Genomic DNA, 20,780 nt, shown 5'->3' on the forward strand with positions numbered 1-20,780 from the left:
GAAACGTTAGGGTTAACCTTTGCAGCCCGCAAGAACACGGGGCGCGAACAAGAGCCAAGGCGTTGAAGGAGCAGGCAGTGAAAGATCAGGCGATCGATCGCGAGGACACCATGACGATCTGGTCCTCAGCCCCGCGACGGCCATGCGAGGCATTGAGCAACTGGCGAATCCGGACTGCGGGCACCGGCCGGCTGAACAGATAGCCCTGCCCTTCGGTCACGGTGCCGTCGGCGCTGATCAGCTCGAGCTGATCATTGGTCTCGATGCCCTCGACCACGACCGCCATGCCGAGATCGGCCGACAGCCGCGCCACGCCGCGCAGCAGCGTCAGCGGCCGGTCGGCGTCGATGCCTTCGAGGAAGGAGCGGTCGATCTTCACCTTCTGCATCGGGAAATTGTGCAGGTAGCTGAGACTTGAATAGCCGGTGCCGAAATCATCCAGCGAAATGCGCACGCCGATCGCATGCAATTGCGACAGGATATCGTGCGTGAGCTGGGTGTTGCGCAACAGCGAGGATTCGGTGATCTCGATCTCCAGCCGATGCGCCGGCAGCCCCGAAACCTCGAGTGCGTAGCGAATTTCGCTCAAGACGTCGCGCTGGTGGAATTGCTGCGGCGAGAAGTTGACGGCGACGTTGACGCCTTCCGGCCATTTCATGCATTCCATGCAGGCGCGGCGCAGGATCCAGCGGCCGAGGTCGACGATCAGCCCCATGTCCTCGGCGACCGGGATGATGTCCACCGGCGAGACCGTGCCGCGCACTGGATGATTCCAACGCAGCAGCGCCTCGCACGTCGTGATCTTGCCGGACTTCAGATTGACCAGCGGCTGGTAGAACAGCTCGAATTCCTCGTTGGCGAGCGCCTTGCGCAGGTCGAGCTCGAGGATGCGGCGCGCCTCGACCGTCGCCGCCATCTCGTCGCGGAAGAAGCAGAAGGTGCCGCGGCCGTCGGCCTTGGCCCGGTACAGCGCCATGTCGGCGTTCTTGAGCAGCGTGTCCGCGCTGACGCCCTCCGGTGAGGTCAACGCGATGCCGACGCTGGCGCCGATCTCGACCAGATGATTGTCGATGCGGTAGCGCTCGCTCAGCCGTTCGACGATCCGGCGCGCCAGCGCAGCGGCGTCCTCGGGCGAGGAGATGTTCTCCTGGAACACGACGAATTCGTCACCGCCGAAGCGGGCGACGAAATCCTCGGGGCGCAGCATCTCGCGCAGACGGTTGGCGACCGCGCACAGCAGCTGGTCGCCGCAGGGATGGCCGAGCGTGTCATTGACCTGCTTGAACTGATCGAGGTCGACGAACAGCAGCGCGGACAGGCGCTCGGCATCGTGCGAGATCGCCAGCAGCCTTTCGATCTCATCGCGGAAATGAACCCGGTTGGGGAGCGCGGTGAGGTCGTCGTAGCGCGCCAGATGCGTAATCTTGGCTTCGGCGCTGCGACGGTCGGTGATGTCCTCGAGCAGCACCACCGCGCCACCGTCAGCCATCGGCTGGACAGTCCAGCACAACGACCGGTTTCGCTGCGTGTCGGGATCGGCGGTGATGATCTCCTTGGCTTGCGAACTCTCGATGTCCGCGACGATCCGCTCGCCGCTCCCAGCCGAGATGGATCCGGCGCTGACGCACGCCGCGACAATGTCACGCGCGTTGATGCCGCGCTGCGCGAGGCCTTCCGGCAGATTCATCATTGCGCCGAAGCGGTGGTTCATGACCGCCAGCTGTCCGTCGACGCGGAACATGCAGAGGCCGTGCGGCATGTTGTTCAGCGCCGTATCGAACTGGCCGGCGAGCGCGGCTTCGCGCTCCCGTGCCACGACCGCTCCCATGAAAATTCGGTGCAGATTCACCGAAAGCTGCATGATCGCCATCAGGAACGCGCCGCTGACCAGCGCCATCGCGATGTAGTAGGGCGTTCCACGCAGCGCCAAGGCAAGCACGGCCGGACCGAAAATCAGCACGGCCTGGAGGTGGAAGATCGCAGGCCGGCCATATGCCCTGCCCGCGCCGCCCGCCGCGATACCGGTGGTGACCGACAAGGCGATCATGTGAGCCACGGCGTCGTCTGTGGCCAACAGGGCGGTGGCGCACCAGATGCCGATGGCAGCCGCCTGGATCTTTGCCCCGATCTGATAGCGCTTCTGCCAGCGTGCGGCCGCCTCGACGGTCATGACCGCCTGACGTGCCTGATAGAGACGCAGGTCGATCGCCCGCGCGGTCCCGGCCAGGATCAGAAGTGCGACGCACGCCCAGATCAGCGGCTCGCCCGTCCTCAGCGCGGTGAGGGCCGCACCGATCGACACGAAAATGAGTCCGGCCAGCAACGGGCCCGGCGCTTCGAACAGCGAATCGATTTGCGCCGCCGAAGTTTTCGGCGGCCGCTGTTCCGGCTCTCCGCTCTGACTTGCAAACTGCATCTGGTGTTTACGCGCGTCCTGTCTGGAGCGCAGTTTTACCGATCCGGTATGAAGTCTTTCTGAGGGAACATCGTTAAAGTCGAGTTGTTTTGAGTGACCAGTAATCGAAATACATCAATAGAAACAAGCCGATGGGAAAAGTTTGCCGAGTGCAACCTTAAAGAACAATTATCGCGGGGAAACATCTGGCAAAGTTTTCGGAAAAGGCGCGCGGTCAAATCATCGCGCGCCGCGGGCGGCGGCTAGCCCGATGTCGAGGACAATAGCGGCGACCATGCCGGGTCGGAGGCGAAGCCCGGCGTCGGCACCTTCAGCTCGTTGCGTCCCGAGATGTCGACGGAGAACAGCGACGGCCCGCCGCTGCCGCCGGGATCGCGGAAGAACATCAGCACGCGGCCGTTCGGCGAGAAGGTCGGACCTTCGTTGTGGTAGCCGGAGGTGAGAAGCCGTTCGCCGGAGCCGTCCGGCTTCATCACGCCGATCGAGAACTGCCCGCCACCTTGCCTGGTGAAGGCGATGTAATCGCCGCGCGGCGACCACACCGGCGTCGAATAGGTCGCGTTATTGTCGTCCTTGGAGAAGGAGATGCGCTGCGCCGCTCCGCCGCCCGCGGCCATGACATAGATCTGCGATCTGCCGCCGCGATCGGACTCGAAGCAGATGCGGGTGCCGTCCGGGGAGTAGGAAGGTGAGGTGTCGATCGCGGGCGTGTCGGTGAGGCGCGTGGTCGAGCGCGAGCGCAGATCCATCACGAACAGGTTGGAATTGCCGCCCTGCTGCAAGCTCATGATGACGCGCTGGCCGTCGGGAGAGAACCGCGGCGCAAAGGTCATGCCCGGGAAGTTGCCGACGATCTCGCGCTGGCCGGTCTCGATGTTGAAGAGATAGACCTTCGGATCGCCCTGACCGAACTCCATGTAGGTGATCTCTTGCGAGTTCGGCGAGAAGCGCGGCGTCAGCACGAGGTCGGAGCCGCGGGTCAGGTAGCGCACATTGGCGCCGTCCTGGTCCATCATCGCGAGCCGCTTGACGCGGCGCTCCTTCGGCCCGGTCTCGTCGACGAACACCACGCGGCTGTCGAAATAGCCCTTCTCGCCGGTCAGCTTCTCATAGATCTGGTCGGAGATGATGTGAGCGATGCGACGCCAATATTCCGGCGAGGTGAAATATTGCTGGCCGGCGAGCTGCTGACCGGTGACCACGTCCCACAAGCGGAATTCGGCCTTGAGGCGTCCGTCCGGCTGCCGCGTCATGCGGCCGGTGACGAGGGCCTGCGCGTTGAGGGTTTTCCAGTTCTCGAATTGCGGCGCGACGTCGATGTTGCTGATGCGCTCGATGAAGGCGGCCTGGTCGACCGGCGCGAATAGGCCCGAGCGCTTCAGATTGTTGGTGATGACCTGGGTGACGCCGTTGCCAACGTCGCCGTCGGCGGGCGAGCCCGGCACGAAATTGGTGATCGCAATCGGGATCGGCCGAAACTCGGTGGGATTAATTTCAAGCCGCTTTTGGGCCTGGGCCAGGGCATGTCCTCCCCCAAGCATCGCCAACGCAGATCCACTGATAGTCATGAAGCGGCGGCGGTTCATCGATCGAGCGTCATTCATCGCAAAATTCTTTTGTTCGGATGTCACAACATATCTTTCAGGCCGAAGCGCATCGGAATCGTTTTCCAAGTGTCATACTGTTGCTTTGGCAGGAACGAATAGACTTGACACTGCACGATGGCTCGCTTGCCACTCTCCGCCACTGCCTGAGCAATCGACCGCGACGGTCCCCTCGCCGCAACGACGACCGGCTCAGACGCCAGCGATCCATCGATCCTCATGAAAATATCGATGTCAGCTTCGTATTGATCGGCGTCCTGCCCGTTGTAAGTAGGTGTGAAGCAGCGCTTGACCGCTGCCATAAACGCCCCTTGCCAGGTCGCGACATTGTTGGCGGCGGTCCCGGTCGTCGAGCCCAGCGCAGCCGACGCATTCAGCGCCGCGCCGGTGAGCTCGTGTCGGGTGGCAGCACGCTTGTCGAGGTCGCGGGCAATCTGCGCGGGATCGAAGGTGCGCTCCTTGGGCTTCGGCTGCTGCTGCGGCTGTACTGCCGCAACCTTTTGCTCCACGGGCTTGGGCGGCGGCTTCTTGGTTTCGAGCTTTTTCTGGAGCTCGGCGATCGGATCTTCCTTGGCCGGATCAGGCTTCTTTTCCTGTGGCTTCGGCTCTTCCTTCGGCTTGGCTTCAGCCACGGGCTTGGGCGGTTCGGGCTTCTTCTCGACCGGCTTCTCGACGGGTTTGGGCGGCGGCTCGGGCGTCGAGTTGGTCTTGATCAGCTCTTTCTTCTCGGTGACCTTGCCGACAGCGTCTTCCTCGGGCTTGGCTTCCGCGATCTTCTCGACCTTCGGCTTCGGCTCTTTCTTGTCGCCGGTCTTCTGCCCCGACATCATCTGCGCGAGCTGGTCGGTGGAGATGATGTCGATCGGCAGCGACTCTTCTGCCGGAACGAAAGCCCTGCTGCTAAAGGTGACGAGCCCCCATCCCAGCACGAGGACGTGGAGGGCAATCGACGCAACGAGTGTCTTGTCGACCTTCACCTTCACGGTCTACCCCTGATCCGCTTCCGTGACGAGCGCCAGCTTCTTGAAGCCTGCGCCGGACAACTGGCCCATCACCTTGGCCACCGTCCCGTAATCCGCCTTCTTGTCGGCACGCAGATAGATGCGTTCCTCGAGCCCGCCGCGCGCGTCCGTGATCGCCTTCAGCTTCGGGATCAGTTCGTTAATTGCGATCTCGGCGTCGTTGATGAACACCTTGCCCTTGATGTCGACCGACATCTGGATTGGCTTCTGGTCGTTGTTTTCGAGGCTCTTGGCCTGGGTCTGCGGCAGGTCGAGCGGCACGCCGACCGTCAGCATCGGCGCCGACACCATGAAGATGATGAGCAGCACCAGCATCACGTCCACCATCGGCGTGACATTGATTTCGGCTACGACCGGCTTGCGCCGGCCACGGCGTCCACCGCCTCCGGACGAACTCGCAACGTTCATGCCCATGGTCTGGTGCCCAAATTGCCCTTCACACTATACATGCCGTCCGTCAGCCCCGCTCGTCGATCTGGCGCGACAGGATGGCTGAAAATTCATCGGCGAAGCCTTCGAGCCGCTGGGCCTGCCGGTTCACCTCGGAGGTGAACTTATTGTAGAAAATAGTGGCAGGAATGGCGGCGATAAGGCCGACGGCGGTCGCAAACAGCGCCTCCGCGATGCCGGGGGCCACCACCGCCAGAGAGGTATTTTTAGACGCCGCGATCGACTGGAAGCTCGACATGATGCCCCAGACGGTGCCGAACAGGCCGACGAACGGGCCTGCGGAGCCGACGGTGGCGAGCACCAGCAGCCGGCGTTCCAGCCGCTCGACCTCGCGGGCGATCGACACATTCATGACCTTGTCGATGCGCATCTGAAGGCCTGCGACCGAGCGGGCCTGGCTCTCGAACGAACGCTTCCACTCGCGCATTGCCGCGACGAAGCAGGCCGCCATGGAATGCGTCGGCTTGGCCGACAGCGTGCGATAGAGGTCTTCGATCGACTCGCCGGACCAGAAAGCTTGCTCGAAACGGTCCATCGAGCGGCGGGTGCGGGCAAACAGGAAGATCTTGTCGATGGCGATCGCCCAGACCCAGACGGAACAGGCGAGAAGCCCCAGCATCACCGCTTTCACGATCCAGTGAGCCTGCCAGAACAGCGCGATCAGCGACACGTCCGCGGAAGCGGCAACCGGAAGGGCTGACTGAGCCACGTCGGCCGGATTCATAGGCAGTATCCTCTCAAGGCGATCGTTACCTGATGTCCCGATCTAATGTCCCGGCCAGCAAATGGCCGCCGGTTCCCCAATAGCCGCGCTAGAACCGGCGCGGCCGGCAAGCCCGCTCAAAGCCTTGTCTTTCTGGGGTGCAGGGCTCGTCCAAAGCCAGCCGCCTGCATTCCCTGCCAAGATGTCAAAACTATGGGCCCGATCCCAAGGCTCAGACTTCGGGCTTTGGGCGCGATTGTCCGCAATTACCAGAGCCCGGCGATGGTTAATGCTGGGTTACCGCGGGCGGATTTGGCTGCGGGAAAGAGAGGTGGCGCAGGGGGAATGGCTGGCCGGCGAGCGGTTCCGCGTTCCGCCACCCACCGCAACGCCCGTGCGGGGCCTCGGCTCTGCGGCGCGTTTTGGACGGGACGTTGCGGTGCGCCCTGGACACCAGAGTTCCGCTCCCCGTGCGCATCATTAGCGGAGCCCGCTCTCCGCCGGAGGAACCAGCCCCGGCCCGAAAAATTGTCTGGAAAATCACTTCTCGCGAGGTTTTGCCATGAGCATCAACCCCAAGTCGACCGCCGCTATCGGCGATCATCCGCTCCACCCCATGATCATCCCGTTCCCCGTCGGCTTCCTGGTCGGCGCGCCCATCGCCGATCTCGCCTTCATCGGAACCGGCGACGGCTTCTGGGCCAGAGCCGCCATGTGGCTGATCGGCGCCGGCATCGTCATGGCGCTCGTTGCCGCCGTGGCCGGCTTCACCGACTTCTTCAGCGACGCCCGCATCCGCAGCCTCAATGACGCCTGGTATCACATGATCGGTAATCTCGTAGCCGTCGTGCTCGCCGCGATCAATTTCTACCTCCGCTACGCGCAAGGCGCGGAGGCTGCGGTCAAGCCGTGGGGCGTGGCGCTCTCGCTGATCGTGGTCGGCATCCTCCTGTTCACGGGATGGAAGGGCTGGGAAATGGTCTACCGGCATCATGTCGCGGTGCTGGACGCGCCGGGCCAGACCAGTTCGGAACCGGTCACCCCGCATCATGGCGGCGAGCGCCACCGCCGCGCCGCCTGAACGAGGAGCACGTCGCCTGAGGACGTGAGGGCGAGTCAGGCCGCCGAGGCGGGTTCGGGGCAATTGGTCAGCCGCGCCGGATTGCCGACTGCGGTGCAGCCCTGGGGCACGTCGCTCGTCACGACGGTGTCGGCGCCGATCTTGGCAAAATCGCCGATTCTGATGTTGCCGAGAATTGTCGCGCCGGAGCCGATGAACACGCCGCGACCAATGCGAGGCGAGCGCGCCGGCAGTTCCGTGCCCCGACCGATGCTGACGTTCTGAAGGATGATGGCCTCGTCGCCGATCACGACATCGGCGCCGATCACGATGCCGGTGGCGTGGTCGAGATACACCGAGCATCCCAAGCTCGCCGCCGGATGAATGCTGACCTGCAGGACGTTCGACGCCTCGTTCTGAAACAGTAGCGCCGCGTCGCGATGGTCGTGATGCCAGAGCCAGTTCGAGACGCGCCAGGCCTGCAAGGCGACGTAGCCCTTGAAGTGCAGCAGCGGCGCCAACACTCCGCTGATGGCGGGATCGCGAAGCACGATCGCCTGCAAGTCGCGGCCGGCCGCCTCAATCAGATCCGGCTGACCGCGAAAGGCGTCGCGGGAAAATGTCGTGAAGCGCGCGCGTTCGGCCGCGCTGTCGCCAAGCCGGCGTCCGATCAGGTCGGACAGTGCGGCGGTAAAATCGTCATGGGCGAGGATGAGACCGACAACGGCCGTACCGAACATGGGGTCGGCTGCCGCTGCGCGCCGCGCCTCGTCGCGGATATTCTGCCAGAGGGCTTCGCTCGCGATCATCGCCGCTTCCGTCATCGTTGCCGCCTGCGGTGTTTTGACGCTTCCTTTTCACTGTTGGATATAGAGCGTCGGCAGCCCGCGCGCCACGCACCCCGTGAGGCTACGAGCTTGCATGCCAGCCGGCCGGGATCATATATAGTCAGTCGAGTTCGCGGCCGAAGCTATGGCCTCAGGTTGGCTTTGCCTCGTACGGCCGCCTTGGGCCAGGGTTGTCCCGGCAAAGCATCTCGTTCAAGACCCCCGCAGTGGTCAGCCATCCCCGGGTTTTTCGTGCACAGCGGCCCTCAATGCTGCGAAGCGAATCCTCGTCATCCAAGGTCACGCCAATACATGTCGCCCAACGCCCCCGCCGACGACCAACACGACGACATCATGTATCCCTCCGCCCTGCCATTCCTGCTGGTCCATCTCGGCTGCTTTGCGGCCATCTGGTCAGGCGTTACCTGGCAGGCCCTCGCGATCTGCGCCTCTCTGTATGTCGTGCGCATGTTTGCAATCGGGGCAGGCTATCACCGCTATTTCTCCCATCGGGCTTTCGCGACCGGCCGGGTGTTTCAGTTTATCCTGGCCTGGGTTGCGCAAAGCACCGCGCAGAAAAGTGTTTTGTGGTGGGCGGCCAAGCATCGACATCATCATCTGCATTCCGATACCGAAGACGACGTGCATTCGCCGCGTCATCGGGGCTTCCTCTACAGCCATCTCGGCTGGATTTTCTACCGGGAGCACGATGGCACCGACCTCGTGAAGGTCGGCGACTTCGCCGCCTATCCGGAGCTGATGTGGCTGCATCGTCTGGAACTGCTGCCGGCCATTACGCTGGCTGTGCTCTGCTTCCTGGTTGGCGGGTGGTCCGGCCTCGTCGTCGGCTTCCTGTGGAGCACCGTGCTGGTCTATCACGCGACCTTCTGCATCAACTCCCTCGCCCATGTGCATGGACGCAAGCGGTACGTGACCGGCGATGATTCTCGCAACAATTGGCTGCTGGCCTTGTTCACCCTCGGTGAGGGCTGGCACAACAATCACCACGCCTACCAAAGCAGCGTGCGGCAAGGTTTTCGCTGGTGGGAAATCGACGTCACCTATTACATCCTGAAGGTGCTGTCCTGGTTCGGCATCGTCTGGAACATGAAGTCGCCGCCCGAGCAGGTGCTGCGCAACGAGCAGCCGCTCGGCGCACGCGTCATCAACCGGGCGGCCCGCGAGCTTGCCGGACGGTTCGATGCGCAGACACTGGCGCAGGCGATCTCGTCGGCGCTACGCCGAGCCGATCTGGCCCAGTTGCAACTGCCGACGCTGCACGACATCCTCAGTCGCGCGCATGAAGGCGTCGATGCACTGACGCATCTGCATTTGCCGAAGATTCCGACCCGCGAGGAGTTTCTCGCCGAGGCCAAAGCGATGTTCGCGCGAACGCGATCACTCAACGAGATCGTGGACTACGCCTACGAACACTTCCTGGAGTCGGTTCGCGCGCAGCTCGCCACGGCGCGCTGACCAAGTCTCTCTGGACCAGGACTTTCCAGACCAAGACTTTTCGAGACCAACGCAATCCGGAGGTCGCGGCAGCCTGACGCGCATTCCCAAATCAAACCGCCCGCCTGCGCGTTGCGCAGGCGGGCGGCTCGGGGCCATCAGGACTTTGGGGGCATGCGCCTGACGGCTTGAGAGGCGTCAGTCCCGAGATCAACCTTGAGATCAACCTTGCTGCTGATCGGTCGGCGGCGGGGTCGGGCGTGTCTTGTGTTGCGCCATGAACTGGTCGAACTCTTCCTTGTCCTTGGCGTGACGCAGACGGTCGAGGAAGTTCTTGAACTCGACCTGCTCCTCCTCGAGCCGCTGCAGTGTCTCGGTGCGGTACTCATCAAAGGCGCGGTTGCCGCTCGAGGGCGGGCCGAAGCCAAAGCCGAAACCGTGGCGCTCCATGCGGCCGCGCATACGGTCCATCTTGTACTGCATCCGCTCCATCTTGTTCTGCCAGCGATCCTGGTTGCTCCAGCACGACATTCTTCTGCTCCCGAGTGTGAAAAAGAGAAGGGCAAGTCCGATCGGCCACCAGATGATGAAGCCGAGGATGGTCACGGCGATCCAGCCGGGATGCCAGGGCGTGTTGAGCATGTGGGGGCGCTCGTAGTGTTGGTCCGAAGGGCCGCGCCATCGATTGACATCAGCGGTGTAGGCCATTTCCCTCTCCATGACGGCATCAGCGCCGTTGTGAATGTAAATAACATTTACATAGGTAGATCATCCCGCGATTTTGTCAAGCCGACCGCCTAACAGGGCGGGGCAATTATTTGGGTAACTTTATTTCGGCTTGCCCCATGGACCACCGGGCGGCACGCCTGAACCGGAGGATGCCTCCGGCGGCACCGGCGGCGGCTCGGCGCTTTTCGCCGGGGGACGGCGATCGGTCGGGAAGCCGAGACCGCGCAGATAGATCAGCACCTCGGCTTCGAGCAGCTCGTCCGGGGACATCGGCAGCTTTCGACGCGCAGCATCGCCGCGCGAGAACAGTGAGGCCACGCCATGCGCCATCGACCAGATGTGCAGCGCCATCATCATCGCCGGCGGCCGCGGGGTGCCCGGCGGTGCCAGCGCGGCAAGCCGCTCCGCCGCGGCACGAATGATGTTGAAAGCACGCTCGCTGGCGGCCTGTAGCGCCGGATTGGAATCCACCGGCACGCCCGATTCGAACATTGCGTTGTAGAACGCGGGCTCCTCGCGGGCGAAGGCAAGATAGGCCCTGCCGACACGCTCGAACGCCGTGACGGTGTCGGGCCCTCCGTCGTCCCAGGCCGCGGTCAGGCGCGCTTCGAACTGCTCGAAGCCGCGCTGCGCGATCGAGGACAGCAGTTCTTCACGGTCGCGAAAATGCCGGTACGGTGCCGCCGCGCTGACGCCGGCCATGCGCGCGGCATCGGCAAAGGTGAAGCCGGCCGCGCCCTTCTCGGCGATCAGCCCGAGGGCGGCCTGCAACAGGGCTTCCTTCAGATTGCCGTGGTGATAGCCGCGCTCGGCGCGGCGCGTCTCCTTGCGCCAGCTCATGTGAACGACCTTTACATGAGCTGGGCAGGAAGGTCACTAGCGGCAACGGGTTTGGTTGACCCGTATTCTGCCGGTCTGGGGCGGCCGCCGAAGTCTAGCCGCCAGGGATCGGCAGCACCGGCATGATCTCGACGCGTTCGCCGGGGAAAATCGCGAAGTGCGGGTGGTTCTCGAACATCTTCGCCGCGGCTTCATGGGATGCCGCGCGCACCACGGTGAAGGCGCCCATCTCGTTGGCGATGTCGGCGATGCCCTTGCCGTCGACCTTCTTGGTCTTGCCGAGCGGCCCGCCCATGGCCTGGATCGCGCCCTGGTGTTTTTCGACCCAGCCCTTCCAGGCCGCCATGCCCTCCCGCTCCTTCGTCTTGCGCTCGGCCTCGGGCATCGCATTCCATGCGGCCCATTTGGAGCTGGTCTTGCTGCCGAGGAAAACGGCGAGATAGGTGTCTGTGCTCATCGGTTCTCTCCCTTGGTGATGGATAAACGAAGCTGCGGCTATTTCTTGAGGTCGCCGAAACCGGCGGCGGCCTCCTGCACGTCAGGCGGAAAGTCGCTCATCTCCTGCACCTGACGGATCTCGATGATTTCGTTCGGTGCGGCCGGACACCGCTTGGCCCAGGCGATCGCCTCGGCACGCGAGGTAACCTCGATCATCCAGTAGCCACCCAGGACCTCCTTGGCCTCGGCAAACGGACCATCCGTCACGATGGGCTTGCCGGCCGCGAACGAGACGCGCGCGCCCATCGACGGCGGGTGCAGACCGTCGAGCGTGATCAGCACGCCGGCGTCCTTCAGCGCCTCGTTGTAGCGCATCATCGCAGCGACCCGCTCGGGATCGAGCTGAACGTCGGGCGCTGCGGTCTCGTAGCCGAGCGGAATCATCAGCATCATGAATCGCATGAGCATTCCTTGCGTGCTTGGTCGCCCTTACCCAAGACGAGCGAACCCTGACGGAACCGACAGCGTGGCGACAATTATTTAGCGCGCCTGTGGCAGGAAACGCCCGTCCTGCCGGGCAGCGCCGAAATAGACCTCGATGCGGCGGACCTTGCCGCCGGCGAAGGTGAAGAACTCCGTGTTGCGAAAGCTCCTGCCATCTGTCGCCAGGCAGAAATAGGTGACGAAGGCTTCCTCGCCTTGGACGAAAATCCGCTCGATGTCGTGCCGTGCGATCCAGCCGGTGTCCCTCCAGCAGCGCTCGAAATAGGCCGCCTTGTCGAGGTCGTCGTCGAACGGGCTGGTGAAGCGGAAATCGTCGGCGAGCGCGTCGCTCACCTGCTGCCGGTCGTTGGCGAGATAGGCAGCAAACAGGTTCCGGATCATGTGCGCGGGGTCGTAGGGCATCGGTCGGTCTCCTCGGCAGACGTTCTGTGGAAGACGATGCAGCGGCGGCCGCGCCGACATCGCGGTCGGGGCCTTTCTCGTCGGGACCAAAGCGAAGTAAAAGACCGGACCCAAAGGGCGCCGCGCGTCCCACTCGAACACAGGACGGATTAGCAAATGCCGCAGGCCCCACACAAACTCGCCCTCGTCACCGGAGCCGCGCGCGGCATCGGGCTTGCGACCGCGAAGAAGTTTTTGGCCGAGGGCTGGGGGGTGGCATTGCTCGACATCGAGGGCGAGCTGCTCGGCCGCGCGGTCGCCGAGATCGGCCGGGACGAGGCCACGCTGGCGTTGACCTGCGACGTCTCAGACGCAACCGCGGTTGCCGCTGCGATGACGACGATCGAACGGCGGTTTGGCCGGCTCGACGCGCTCGTCAATAATGCCGGCATTGCCGTGTTCGCGCCGCTGATGGAGACGTTGGAGACCGAGTGGCGCCGCGTGCTCGAGGTCAACCTCACCGGTCCGTTCCTCTGCACCAAGGCGGCGGTGCCGCTGATGCGCGACGGCAATGGCGGCGCCATCGTCAACATCACCTCGATCTCGGCGGTGCGCGCCTCGACGCTGCGCTCGGCCTACGGCACCAGCAAGGCGGGCCTCGCGCACCTCACCAAGCAGCTCGCGGTCGAGCTCGCGTCTCTCAACATCCGCGTCAACGCGGTCGCGCCGGGACCGGTCGACACCGCCATGGCGAAGCAGGTGCACACCAGGGAGATCCGCGCCGACTATCACGACGCCATCCCGCTCAACCGCTACGGCCTGGAAGAGGAACTTGCCGAAGCCATCTACTTCCTGTGCTCGGAACGCTCAAGCTACATCACCGGCCAAATTTTGGCCGTCGATGGCGGCTTCGATGCGGCAGGCATCGGCCTGCCGACGCTGCGCGGCGAGCGGCGGAACGGATAGACACGGCGTAGGTTGGCTTAGCGAAGCGTCACGCATCTCTTCTCGTCGGCCTATCCTACGGACTCGAATTCGCGGAGGCTTCATGCGACGCGTCACCTTCCTCGGGGCCTTGATGCTCGCATCCGCGCTGCTGGCGTCCAGGCCCGCCGTGGCCGAAATCCGCATCATCCAGTCGCCCGGGGGACAGGTCGGGCCGTTCCTCGACTTGTTCGAGAAGGTGCGGGAGAGCGGCGAGCGTGTGGTGATCGACGGTCCCTGCCTGTCCGCCTGCACACTGGTGCTGAGCATCGTGCCGGGCGAGCGCATCTGCGTCACCAAGCGTGCCGTGCTCGGCTTCCATGCGGCGCGATCGGTCGATCGGCGCGGACGCTTCTACGCCGAGCCGGAAGCATCCGATGCGGTGCTTGCGGCCTATCCCGGCCCGGTGCGCGACTGGATCAGCCGCCGCGGCGGCCTCTCGTCGCGGTTGCTTCTGCTGAAGGGACGCGACCTCGCCGCGATCTATCCGCGCTGCCGGTGATGATCAGGCGGACGCAAGCGCCCGCCAATTCCGCCCGTCACACGCTTCCTGAGGTCTAATAGAAACTCTGGATCAGCTCGGTCAATTCCATGCTCGCGCAGATGAGCATACCCCAAAGTGCAAAGTTGATCTGCAGCGCCGCCGCCATCGGTCGCTCCCCTTCCAAGTCCGCCCGCCCCAGCTTTTAAAATTTTATGACGAAATAAATAACGATTCTGTCCCGGAGTTCACAGCCTAATATTGCGCCAGTTGTTGTGCGATGCGGTCCGCATGATTTCACGAAGCGGCCTCACTGCTTTCGCAATGTGGTGCGACAGCAAAATCCATATTCGGCCGTGTCGGCCAGGCGTTTCCCTTAGGTTCCATTTGAGCGATGCGTCGCAAGCTTCGGCATGCGGACTTGGCGCGTCGCATACAACACCCAAGGGTCCGGCATGATGCGACACGGCTTTGTCTTGCTCACTTTTTGCGCAACGCTCATGGGATGCGTGGTTGCGCCTGCGCAGGAACGCCGTCCGATCGCATGGGACGGCCTCGGTCAGGATCCGAACCGTCCCTCCGGCGTGAAGCGTCGTGCGGCGACCCAAGCTCCTGGGGCGAGTGATCCGAATCAGGAGCGGGAAAGAGTCCTCGGCACCTTGCACCCGTATTCCGCGGCGTGGTGGGCAATCCATGACGAAATCGAAGCGGAGAATGACAGGCAGCTCGGGACAAAGCTCGTGATCTGTCCGCGCTGCGTTCCCTCCTCCCAACCACCGAGCAATGACGTGACCGGATCGATCCGCTGAGAGCGGCACGCGGTCGATCGGCACATGACGCAACGTCTCATGCGCGCCCCTCTCCGCATCGTCGGGGAGAGGGGATCGCCGCCTGGCGCGTCAAACGATCGCGCTCGTCACATTCCCTCGGCCGGGCAGTTCACCATCCAGGGAATGCCGAACTTGTCGACGCACATGCCGAAACCCTTGGCCCAGAACGTCTTGCTGAAGGGCATGGTAACGCTGCCGCCGTCGGCCAGCGCATTGAACTTGCGCTCGCCGTCCGCGGGGTCCGCGACCGTGAGCGAGATGGAAAAGCCCTGCGGCTTGTGAAAATGCTCGCCTGGTGCGTCGGAAGCCATCAACACGCTTCCGTCAGGCAGCGACATCCGCGCATGCATGATGATCTTCTCGCGGCCAGGCGTGGCGGGCACTTCCGGCGGCGCATCCGAGGTGCGCATCATCGCATCAATCTTGCCGCCCAAGACCCTGGCGTAATAATTGAACGCCGCTTCGCAGGTGTCCTGATAGAACAGATAGGGATTGAGCATCGTTTCTCTCCGTTTTGCTTTCGTTCGGGGTGAGGCGCTACTTCTCGGTAAGCTTCTTCAGGCTGGCCAAGCCCGCCTCGAAATCCTTGCCGATCATGCTGTCCATGTTGATGAACACCTGCATGACCTTGGACAGGAACGGGGCCGGACCGGACATCGCCCACGTGACCAGTGTGGCATCGCCTTGCGGCACAAAGGTGAACTCGGCGGTGTTGTGGCCTTCGAAAGGCCGCTCGAAGTCGAGCTTGATCCGGAGTTTTGACGGCGCACTCGCCTCGAGGATCTCCATATGGCCGGCGCCGACATTGTTGTTGCCGTCCCAGGCATAGGTCGCGCCCTTGCCTGGCGCAGTTCCGCCAAACGTCCGCTTCATCGCAGGATCGCGGTTCTCGTAGGGTGACCAGGCCGTCCAGCGATGGAAATCGGCGACAAAGGGATAAACCGCATTGGCCGGCGCTTTGACGGCGAGGCTGCGTTCGACGCGGAATGTGTCGGGCTTCGTCAGGGCGAAGACGAGCACGCCCACGATTCCGACTACGAACAGGATGGCGATGACGGCAATGGATTTCAGCATGAATGGCTCCCTGGATACGGTCCTAGGACGAAGGGAGAGGGTCGGGTCCGACAAGCCGAAGCAGAAATTTTGCTGCGCCCGAAGCAGATCGTCCCTACGTCACCTTGGCGCCTTGACCTTGGCGTCTTGCCTGGCGCCGCCATTGGCGCCCTTGGGCTGGCTGTCTCGGATCAGGCGATCGAGATGCACGCGGATGTGAGCCGCCTCTGCGGACGTGTTGGCGAGGGCGATGGCACGGTCGAAGGCGACGCGGGCTTCGTCATTGCGGCCGAGCTGCATCAGGAAAGCGCCGCGCACGCCGTAGAAGTGGAAGTAGTTGGCAAGCTTTGGCGCCAGCGGCTCGATCAGGTCGAGCGCGGCTTGCGGTCCGCGCACCTTGGAAACCGCGACTGCGCGGTTGAGCGTCACCACCGGCGAGGGCTGCACCACCTCCAGCGCACCATAGAGCAGGTCGATCTGCGCCCAGTCGGTCTCCTCAGGCGTCGACGCGCGGGCATGCAGCGCGGCGATCGCGGCCTGGATCTGGTAGGGTCCGCTACGGCGATGGCGTATCGCCTTGTCGATCAGCGCGAGGCCTTCCGCGATCATGGTGCCGTTCCACAGCGAGCGATCCTGGTCGTCCAGCAGGATCAGCGAGCCATCCGCGGCAAAGCGCGAGGCGCTGCGCGCATGCTGCAACAAGATGAGCGCCGTGAGCCCCATGATCTCCGGCTCGCTCTGGAACAGCCGCAACAGCAGCCGCGCCAGCCGGATCGCTTCCTCGCATAGCGGCTTTCTGATTGCGGCGGTGTCGCCGCTCGCAGAGTAACCCTCGTTGAAGATCAAATAGATCATCGCGGCGACTACGGCGAGCCGCTCCGAGCGCTCGATCGCGCCAGGCGTTTCGAACGGCGTCCCGGCCTCGGCGACCTTGGCCTTGGCGCGCGTGATGCGCTGCTCCATCGCCGCATCCGACACCAGGAAGGCACGCGCGATCTGCTTCACGGTCAGTCCGCAGACGATACGGAGCGCCAGCGCGATCTGCTGCGTCGCCGGCAGGCCTGGATGGCAGCAGATGAACATCAACCGCAAAATGTCGTCGCGGTAGTGCGAGCCGTCGAGCCGCTCGGCGATTGCACCCTCGGCGTCGTCGAGATCGGAGATCGCCTGGTCGTCCTCGGGCAGCGGCTGCTGCTTGCGGGTGCGGCGCACCTCGTCTATCGCGACGTTGCGGCCGACCATGATCAGCCAGGCCGCGGGATCGCGCGGCGGCCCGTTCTGCGGCCACGTCTTCAGCGCGCGCAGGCAGGCGTTCTGAAAAGCTTCCTCGGCGGTATCGAGATCGCGGAAATAGCGCAGCAGCGCGCCGACCGCCTGGGGGCGCGCCGAGGTCAGCGCGGTCTCGATCCAGGCGGTATCGGCCTCGCTCATTTCAGATTCCCTCCGGGCCTGAACACGCCCACGGGCCGCACCTCATAGGCGCCGCCGGGATTGGCCGATCCGAGGTCGCGCGCAACGTCGAGCGCCTCGTCGAGATTCTTGCAATCGACGATATAGAAGCCGAGCAACTGCTCCTTGGTCTCCGCGTAGGGACCGTCGAGCACCAGCGGCGGGTCCTCCTTGCGCAGCGTCGCTGCCGCAGTGGTCGGCAGCAGCCGCGCCACGGGGCCGAGCCTGCCCTGCTTCGCGAGACCTTCCTGCACCACGGCGAGCTTCTTCATCACGGCCTCGTCCTGGTCCTTGCTCCAGGAGCCGACGAAGTCCTCGTCATGATAGCAAAGGATCGCATAAAGCATGGGCAGTACCTTCTCTGAGCGCTTGTTTTGAAGACGATCCAGTATGCCTTGCCCCGACATGGCTGCGGAAAAAAATTGCAAGAAAAATCCGGCAGATCGTGCCAAGGAGAGCCTTCAAAAGCGGAACTTAAAGAGGCACTTCGAATGACCATGGGCACGCTGGCCGTCCTGATCAACAGCACGCAGCAGAACTGGCTGCCGGAGCGCTGGAAGGCCCGGTTCGACGCGGTCAGCGGCGGTCGCCCCGTGGTGCTGCTGCCCGATGCCGGGCTCGATCCGGCCGAGGTGCACTATGCCGCGGTGTGGAAGCCGGTGCCGGGCGACCTCGGCTCGTTCCCCAATCTGCGTGCGATCTTCAATCTGGGCGCCGGCGTCGATGCGCTGATGGCGGACAAGAGCCTGCCCGACGTGCCGCTGGTGCGCGTCGCCGTGCCTGACCTGACCAACCGCATGACCGAATACGTCGTGCTGCATGTGCTGATGCACCACCGCCAGGAGCTTTATCTGCGCCAGTCGCAGCGCGAAAAGCGCTGGGAGCCGACATATCAATGGCCGGCGAGCGCCGTCACGGTCGGTGTCATGGGGGTGGGCACGCTCGGCACTGACGCGGCCGATGTGCTGCGGCGGCTTGGTTTCCGCGTCGCCGGCTGGAGCCGCAGCGCGCGTACCATCGCAGGCGTCGAATGCTTCCATGGCGCCGGCCAGATCGACGCATTCCTGCGCACGACCGATATTCTCGTCAGCCTGTTGCCGCTGACGCCTGAGACACACGGCATCCTCAATCGCGACGTCTTCACCAAGCTCAACCGCAAAAGCCCGCTCGGTGCGCCCGTGCTGATCAATGCCGGCCGCGGCGGCCTCCAGAACGAAGCCGACATCCTTTCTTGCCTCGACGACGGCACGCTGGGCGCCGCCTCGCTCGACGTCTTCGTGCAGGAACCGCAGCCGGCGGACAGCCGGTTCTGGACCCATCCCAAGGTGTTGCTGACGCCGCACAACGCCGCCGATACCGACGCCGATGCGATCTCGACCTACGTCGCCGAGCAGATCGCGCGGTTCGAAGCGGGTGGTGTGCTGGAGAACGTGGTGGATCGGACGCGGGGGTATTGAGACCTCACGTGCCGCCCGGGCCCGTAAAATCACGGATCGCCGGGCGGTATCCCGTTCATCCTCTCTTAGCGAGAAGTTGATAGGCGTTGTTAATCAACGCTCAACGAACGAGTCGGACATGCGCTTCACGCTCGGCCTCAGGATGCGGATCACGGTTGCGCTGGCGGTGACGGCGGCGGCGACCGCCCTGTTTGCCGTGCTCGGGGCGATGTGGATCATTTCCGGCATCATCGACCGGGCCGACCAGCGCGAGCTTCGCAGTCATTACGACGCGCTCCAGTCGCGAATTGCCGAGGAGTCCCAGCGTGCCGCCGCCATGAGCGCCGTCGTGGCCGCGATGCCGGCGACACAGGACGCGATGGCCAAGCAGGATCGCAATACCCTGGTCAGCCTGTTCGGGCCGGTGTTTGCCGCGACCAAATCGGAGTACGGCGTCGAACAGTTCCAGTTCCACGTGGCGCCCGCGACTTCGTTTTTGCGCGTACACCAGCCTGCTAAATTTGGCGACGACCTCTCGGGCTTCCGCAAAACCGTGATCATGGCCAACCAGGAGCACAAGGTCGTGGTTGGCCTCGAGGGCGGCCTGGCCGGGCTCGGCATTCGCGGCGTCGTGCCAATCGCGCAAGGCGGCAAGCATCTCGGCTCAGTGGAGTTTGGCCTGACCTTCGGCCAGTCCTTTCTGGACGACTTCAAGAGCAACCGCCATGTCGACATCGCCTTCCATCTCGCGGACGGCGGCGGTTTCAAGCTGTTCGGCGGCACGCTGAAGGGCAAGAGCTTCTTCGATGCGGCCGATTACGGCCGCGCCGCCGGCGGCGACTTCACGGTACGGCAGGCCAAGCTCGACACCACGCCGGTGGCCGCGCTGCTCGGACCGATCAGGGATTTTTCCGGCAAGCCGCTCGGCGCGGTCGAACTCGTGATGGACAATGCCGACTATGTGGCCTCCGCCGACCGTGCCTGGCTGCTGGCATTCGGCATCGCCGCGCTCGGGCTCGTGCTCGCCGCCATCGTCGGCTATCTCATCGCCCGCAGCATCTCGCGTCCGATCATCTCCATCACGAGCGTGATGCGCGAGCTGGCCGACGGACACCTCGATGTCGCCGTCCCCGCCAGCAAGGCGAATGACGAGGTCGGCGCGATGGTCAAGGCCGTCGCAGTGTTCCGCGACAACGCCGTCAACTTCAACCGGCTCCAGACCGAACAGGCCGACACCAAGGCGCAATCCGAAGCGGAGAAACGGCGCGCGTTCGCCGCGCTCGCCGACAATTTCGAAGCCAGCATCCGCGACGTCGTCACCACGGTCTCCTCTGCCGCGGTCGAGATGGAGAACACGGCGCGCTCGATGTCCGATATTGTCGAGCGGTCGCGGCAGCAGACCGGCACGGTGTCGTCGGCCTCCGCGCTCGCCTCCGAGAATGTGCAGACGGTTGCTGCCGCCGCGGAAGAGTTGTCGTCGTCGATGACAGAGATCAGCCGGCGCCTTGCGCACGCGACCTCGGTGGTCGGCAAAGCTGCCAGCGACGGACGACGGTCGAATGAGCGCGTGCAGAGTCTGGCCGACGCCGCGCAGAAAATCGGCGACGTCGTCTCCTTCATCAGCGGCATTGCCGAGCAAACCAATCTGCTGGCCCTCAACGCGACGATCGAGGCGGCGCGCGCGGGGGAAGCCGGCCGCGGCTTTGCGGTGGTCGCCTCCGAGGTGAAGGCGCTGGCAACCCAGACCGCCAAGGCGACCGAGGAGATCGGCGCGCAGGTGACGGCGGTACAAGGTGAGACCACCGGCGCAGTGGACGGTATCCAGTCGATCTGCGCAACGATCCAAGAGGTCGACGAGATCTCTGCCGCGATTGCCGCCGCCGTCGGCCAGCAGGGCACCGCGACGCAGGAGATCGCGCAGAACGTCCAGCAGGCAGCCGCCCGCACCAGCGAGGTCTCGCAAAACATCGCGGGCGTCACCGCCGGTATCGCCGCGACGGGAACAGCGGCCGAGGAAGTCCTGGGCTCGGCGATCGAGCTGTCGAAACAATCGCAGCGGCTGCGCGACGAGGTGGACCGCTTCCTCGCGCATATTCGCGCGGCGTAGCGAGGCTACAA

At 64.0% G+C, this 20,780-nt stretch carries 22 protein-coding genes; 7 read left to right on the forward strand and 15 right to left on the reverse strand.

The features are described 5' to 3' along the window. Nucleotides 1–85: 85 nt before the first annotated feature. The 5 genes from BRA1417_RS0136275 to tolQ form a co-directional block, all read right to left on the reverse strand. The gene (locus BRA1417_RS0136275; RefSeq protein WP_027520011.1) at nucleotides 86–2,416 is read right to left on the reverse strand and encodes a bifunctional diguanylate cyclase/phosphodiesterase; all 2,331 of its coding nucleotides are present in this window, start codon (nucleotides 2,414–2,416) and stop codon (nucleotides 86–88) included. 242 nt (nucleotides 2,417–2,658) lie between these two features. Further along, nucleotides 2,659–4,002: a Tol-Pal system beta propeller repeat protein TolB gene (gene tolB / locus BRA1417_RS0136280; protein ID WP_035969040.1), complete on the reverse strand. Its 1,344-nt coding sequence runs from the start codon at nucleotides 4,000–4,002 to the stop codon at nucleotides 2,659–2,661. A gap of 41 nt (nucleotides 4,003–4,043) precedes the next feature. Continuing rightward, nucleotides 4,044–5,003 carry a hypothetical protein gene (locus BRA1417_RS0136285; RefSeq protein ID WP_027520013.1) on the reverse strand — a complete coding sequence of 320 codons (960 nt, stop codon included), beginning with the start codon at nucleotides 5,001–5,003 and terminating at the stop codon, nucleotides 4,044–4,046. Nucleotides 5,004–5,006: 3 nt separating this feature from the next. Continuing rightward, nucleotides 5,007–5,456 (reverse strand): protein TolR, encoded by a 450-nt coding sequence (gene tolR / locus BRA1417_RS0136290; protein WP_018453789.1) that lies wholly within the window; start codon nucleotides 5,454–5,456, stop codon nucleotides 5,007–5,009. 43 nt (nucleotides 5,457–5,499) lie between these two features. Continuing rightward, nucleotides 5,500–6,216, reverse strand: coding sequence for a protein TolQ (gene tolQ / locus BRA1417_RS0136295; RefSeq protein ID WP_007596319.1), 717 nt, complete (start codon nucleotides 6,214–6,216; stop codon nucleotides 5,500–5,502). Nucleotides 6,217–6,757: 541 nt separating this feature from the next. Between tolQ and BRA1417_RS0136300 the strand changes: the two genes are divergently transcribed. Beyond that, the gene (locus BRA1417_RS0136300; RefSeq protein WP_027520014.1) at nucleotides 6,758–7,276 is read left to right on the forward strand and encodes a DUF2231 domain-containing protein; all 519 of its coding nucleotides are present in this window, start codon (nucleotides 6,758–6,760) and stop codon (nucleotides 7,274–7,276) included. Between the two features lie 35 nt (nucleotides 7,277–7,311). Here BRA1417_RS0136300 and BRA1417_RS0136305 read toward each other — a convergent pair whose 3' ends face one another. Next, nucleotides 7,312–8,079, reverse strand: coding sequence for a serine acetyltransferase (locus BRA1417_RS0136305; RefSeq protein WP_027520015.1), 768 nt, complete (start codon nucleotides 8,077–8,079; stop codon nucleotides 7,312–7,314). Nucleotides 8,080–8,394: 315 nt separating this feature from the next. Here BRA1417_RS0136305 and BRA1417_RS0136310 point away from each other — a divergent pair, with 315 nt between their 5' ends. Beyond that, nucleotides 8,395–9,558, forward strand: coding sequence for an acyl-CoA desaturase (locus BRA1417_RS0136310; RefSeq protein ID WP_027520016.1), 1,164 nt, complete (start codon nucleotides 8,395–8,397; stop codon nucleotides 9,556–9,558). 201 nt (nucleotides 9,559–9,759) lie between these two features. On the opposite strand, the gene BRA1417_RS0136315 is transcribed toward BRA1417_RS0136310, so the two are convergent. The 5 genes from BRA1417_RS0136315 to BRA1417_RS0136335 form a co-directional block, all read right to left on the reverse strand. Continuing rightward, nucleotides 9,760–10,245: a DUF2852 domain-containing protein gene (locus BRA1417_RS0136315; RefSeq protein ID WP_007596323.1), complete on the reverse strand. Its 486-nt coding sequence runs from the start codon at nucleotides 10,243–10,245 to the stop codon at nucleotides 9,760–9,762. 120 nt (nucleotides 10,246–10,365) lie between these two features. Then, nucleotides 10,366–11,106, reverse strand: a complete 741-nt coding sequence (locus tag BRA1417_RS0136320; protein ID WP_027520017.1) for a TetR/AcrR family transcriptional regulator — start codon at nucleotides 11,104–11,106, stop codon at nucleotides 10,366–10,368. A gap of 94 nt (nucleotides 11,107–11,200) precedes the next feature. Then, nucleotides 11,201–11,563, reverse strand: a complete 363-nt coding sequence (locus BRA1417_RS0136325) for a YciI family protein (protein ID WP_027520018.1) — start codon at nucleotides 11,561–11,563, stop codon at nucleotides 11,201–11,203. A gap of 38 nt (nucleotides 11,564–11,601) precedes the next feature. After that, nucleotides 11,602–12,006, reverse strand: a complete 405-nt coding sequence (locus tag BRA1417_RS0136330; RefSeq protein ID WP_027520019.1) for a YciI family protein — start codon at nucleotides 12,004–12,006, stop codon at nucleotides 11,602–11,604. 78 nt (nucleotides 12,007–12,084) lie between these two features. After that, nucleotides 12,085–12,450 carry a nuclear transport factor 2 family protein gene (locus tag BRA1417_RS0136335; RefSeq protein ID WP_027520020.1) on the reverse strand — a complete coding sequence of 122 codons (366 nt, stop codon included), beginning with the start codon at nucleotides 12,448–12,450 and terminating at the stop codon, nucleotides 12,085–12,087. A 156-nt stretch (nucleotides 12,451–12,606) separates the two neighbouring features. On the opposite strand from BRA1417_RS0136335, the gene BRA1417_RS0136340 reads away from it, so the two are divergent. From BRA1417_RS0136340 to BRA1417_RS43345, 3 genes are all read left to right on the forward strand, one after another. Beyond that, nucleotides 12,607–13,395, forward strand: a complete 789-nt coding sequence (locus BRA1417_RS0136340) for an SDR family NAD(P)-dependent oxidoreductase (RefSeq protein ID WP_027520021.1) — start codon at nucleotides 12,607–12,609, stop codon at nucleotides 13,393–13,395. Between the two features lie 82 nt (nucleotides 13,396–13,477). Next, nucleotides 13,478–13,915 carry a hypothetical protein gene (locus tag BRA1417_RS0136345; RefSeq protein WP_027520022.1) on the forward strand — a complete coding sequence of 146 codons (438 nt, stop codon included), beginning with the start codon at nucleotides 13,478–13,480 and terminating at the stop codon, nucleotides 13,913–13,915. A gap of 434 nt (nucleotides 13,916–14,349) precedes the next feature. Further along, the gene (locus tag BRA1417_RS43345; RefSeq protein WP_084462532.1) at nucleotides 14,350–14,703 is read left to right on the forward strand and encodes a hypothetical protein; all 354 of its coding nucleotides are present in this window, start codon (nucleotides 14,350–14,352) and stop codon (nucleotides 14,701–14,703) included. 107 nt (nucleotides 14,704–14,810) lie between these two features. On the opposite strand, the gene BRA1417_RS0136355 is transcribed toward BRA1417_RS43345, so the two are convergent. From BRA1417_RS0136355 to BRA1417_RS0136370, 4 genes are all read right to left on the reverse strand, one after another. After that, nucleotides 14,811–15,224, reverse strand: coding sequence for a VOC family protein (locus BRA1417_RS0136355; RefSeq protein WP_027520023.1), 414 nt, complete (start codon nucleotides 15,222–15,224; stop codon nucleotides 14,811–14,813). A gap of 37 nt (nucleotides 15,225–15,261) precedes the next feature. Further along, a complete protein-coding gene (locus BRA1417_RS0136360; protein WP_027520024.1) occupies nucleotides 15,262–15,798 on the reverse strand; it encodes an SRPBCC family protein in 537 nt (178 codons plus the stop codon). Nucleotides 15,799–15,897: 99 nt separating this feature from the next. Further along, entirely contained in the window at nucleotides 15,898–17,208 is a 1,311-nt protein-coding gene (locus BRA1417_RS0136365) for an RNA polymerase sigma factor (protein WP_027520025.1), read from the reverse strand. Next, nucleotides 17,205–17,573, reverse strand: coding sequence for a YciI family protein (locus tag BRA1417_RS0136370; protein ID WP_027520026.1), 369 nt, complete (start codon nucleotides 17,571–17,573; stop codon nucleotides 17,205–17,207). Before BRA1417_RS0136370 ends, BRA1417_RS0136365 begins: the two co-directional genes overlap by 4 nt. Before the next feature lie 144 nt (nucleotides 17,574–17,717). Here BRA1417_RS0136370 and BRA1417_RS0136375 point away from each other — a divergent pair, with 144 nt between their 5' ends. Continuing rightward, nucleotides 17,718–18,683 (forward strand): glyoxylate/hydroxypyruvate reductase A, encoded by a 966-nt coding sequence (locus BRA1417_RS0136375; RefSeq protein WP_027520027.1) that lies wholly within the window; start codon nucleotides 17,718–17,720, stop codon nucleotides 18,681–18,683. A 118-nt stretch (nucleotides 18,684–18,801) separates the two neighbouring features. Beyond that, nucleotides 18,802–20,769 (forward strand): methyl-accepting chemotaxis protein, encoded by a 1,968-nt coding sequence (locus BRA1417_RS0136380; protein ID WP_027520028.1) that lies wholly within the window; start codon nucleotides 18,802–18,804, stop codon nucleotides 20,767–20,769. Nucleotides 20,770–20,780: the final 11 nt, after the last annotated feature.

This window comes from Bradyrhizobium sp. WSM1417, assembly GCF_000515415.1.
Classification (GTDB): domain Bacteria; phylum Pseudomonadota; class Alphaproteobacteria; order Rhizobiales; family Xanthobacteraceae; genus Bradyrhizobium.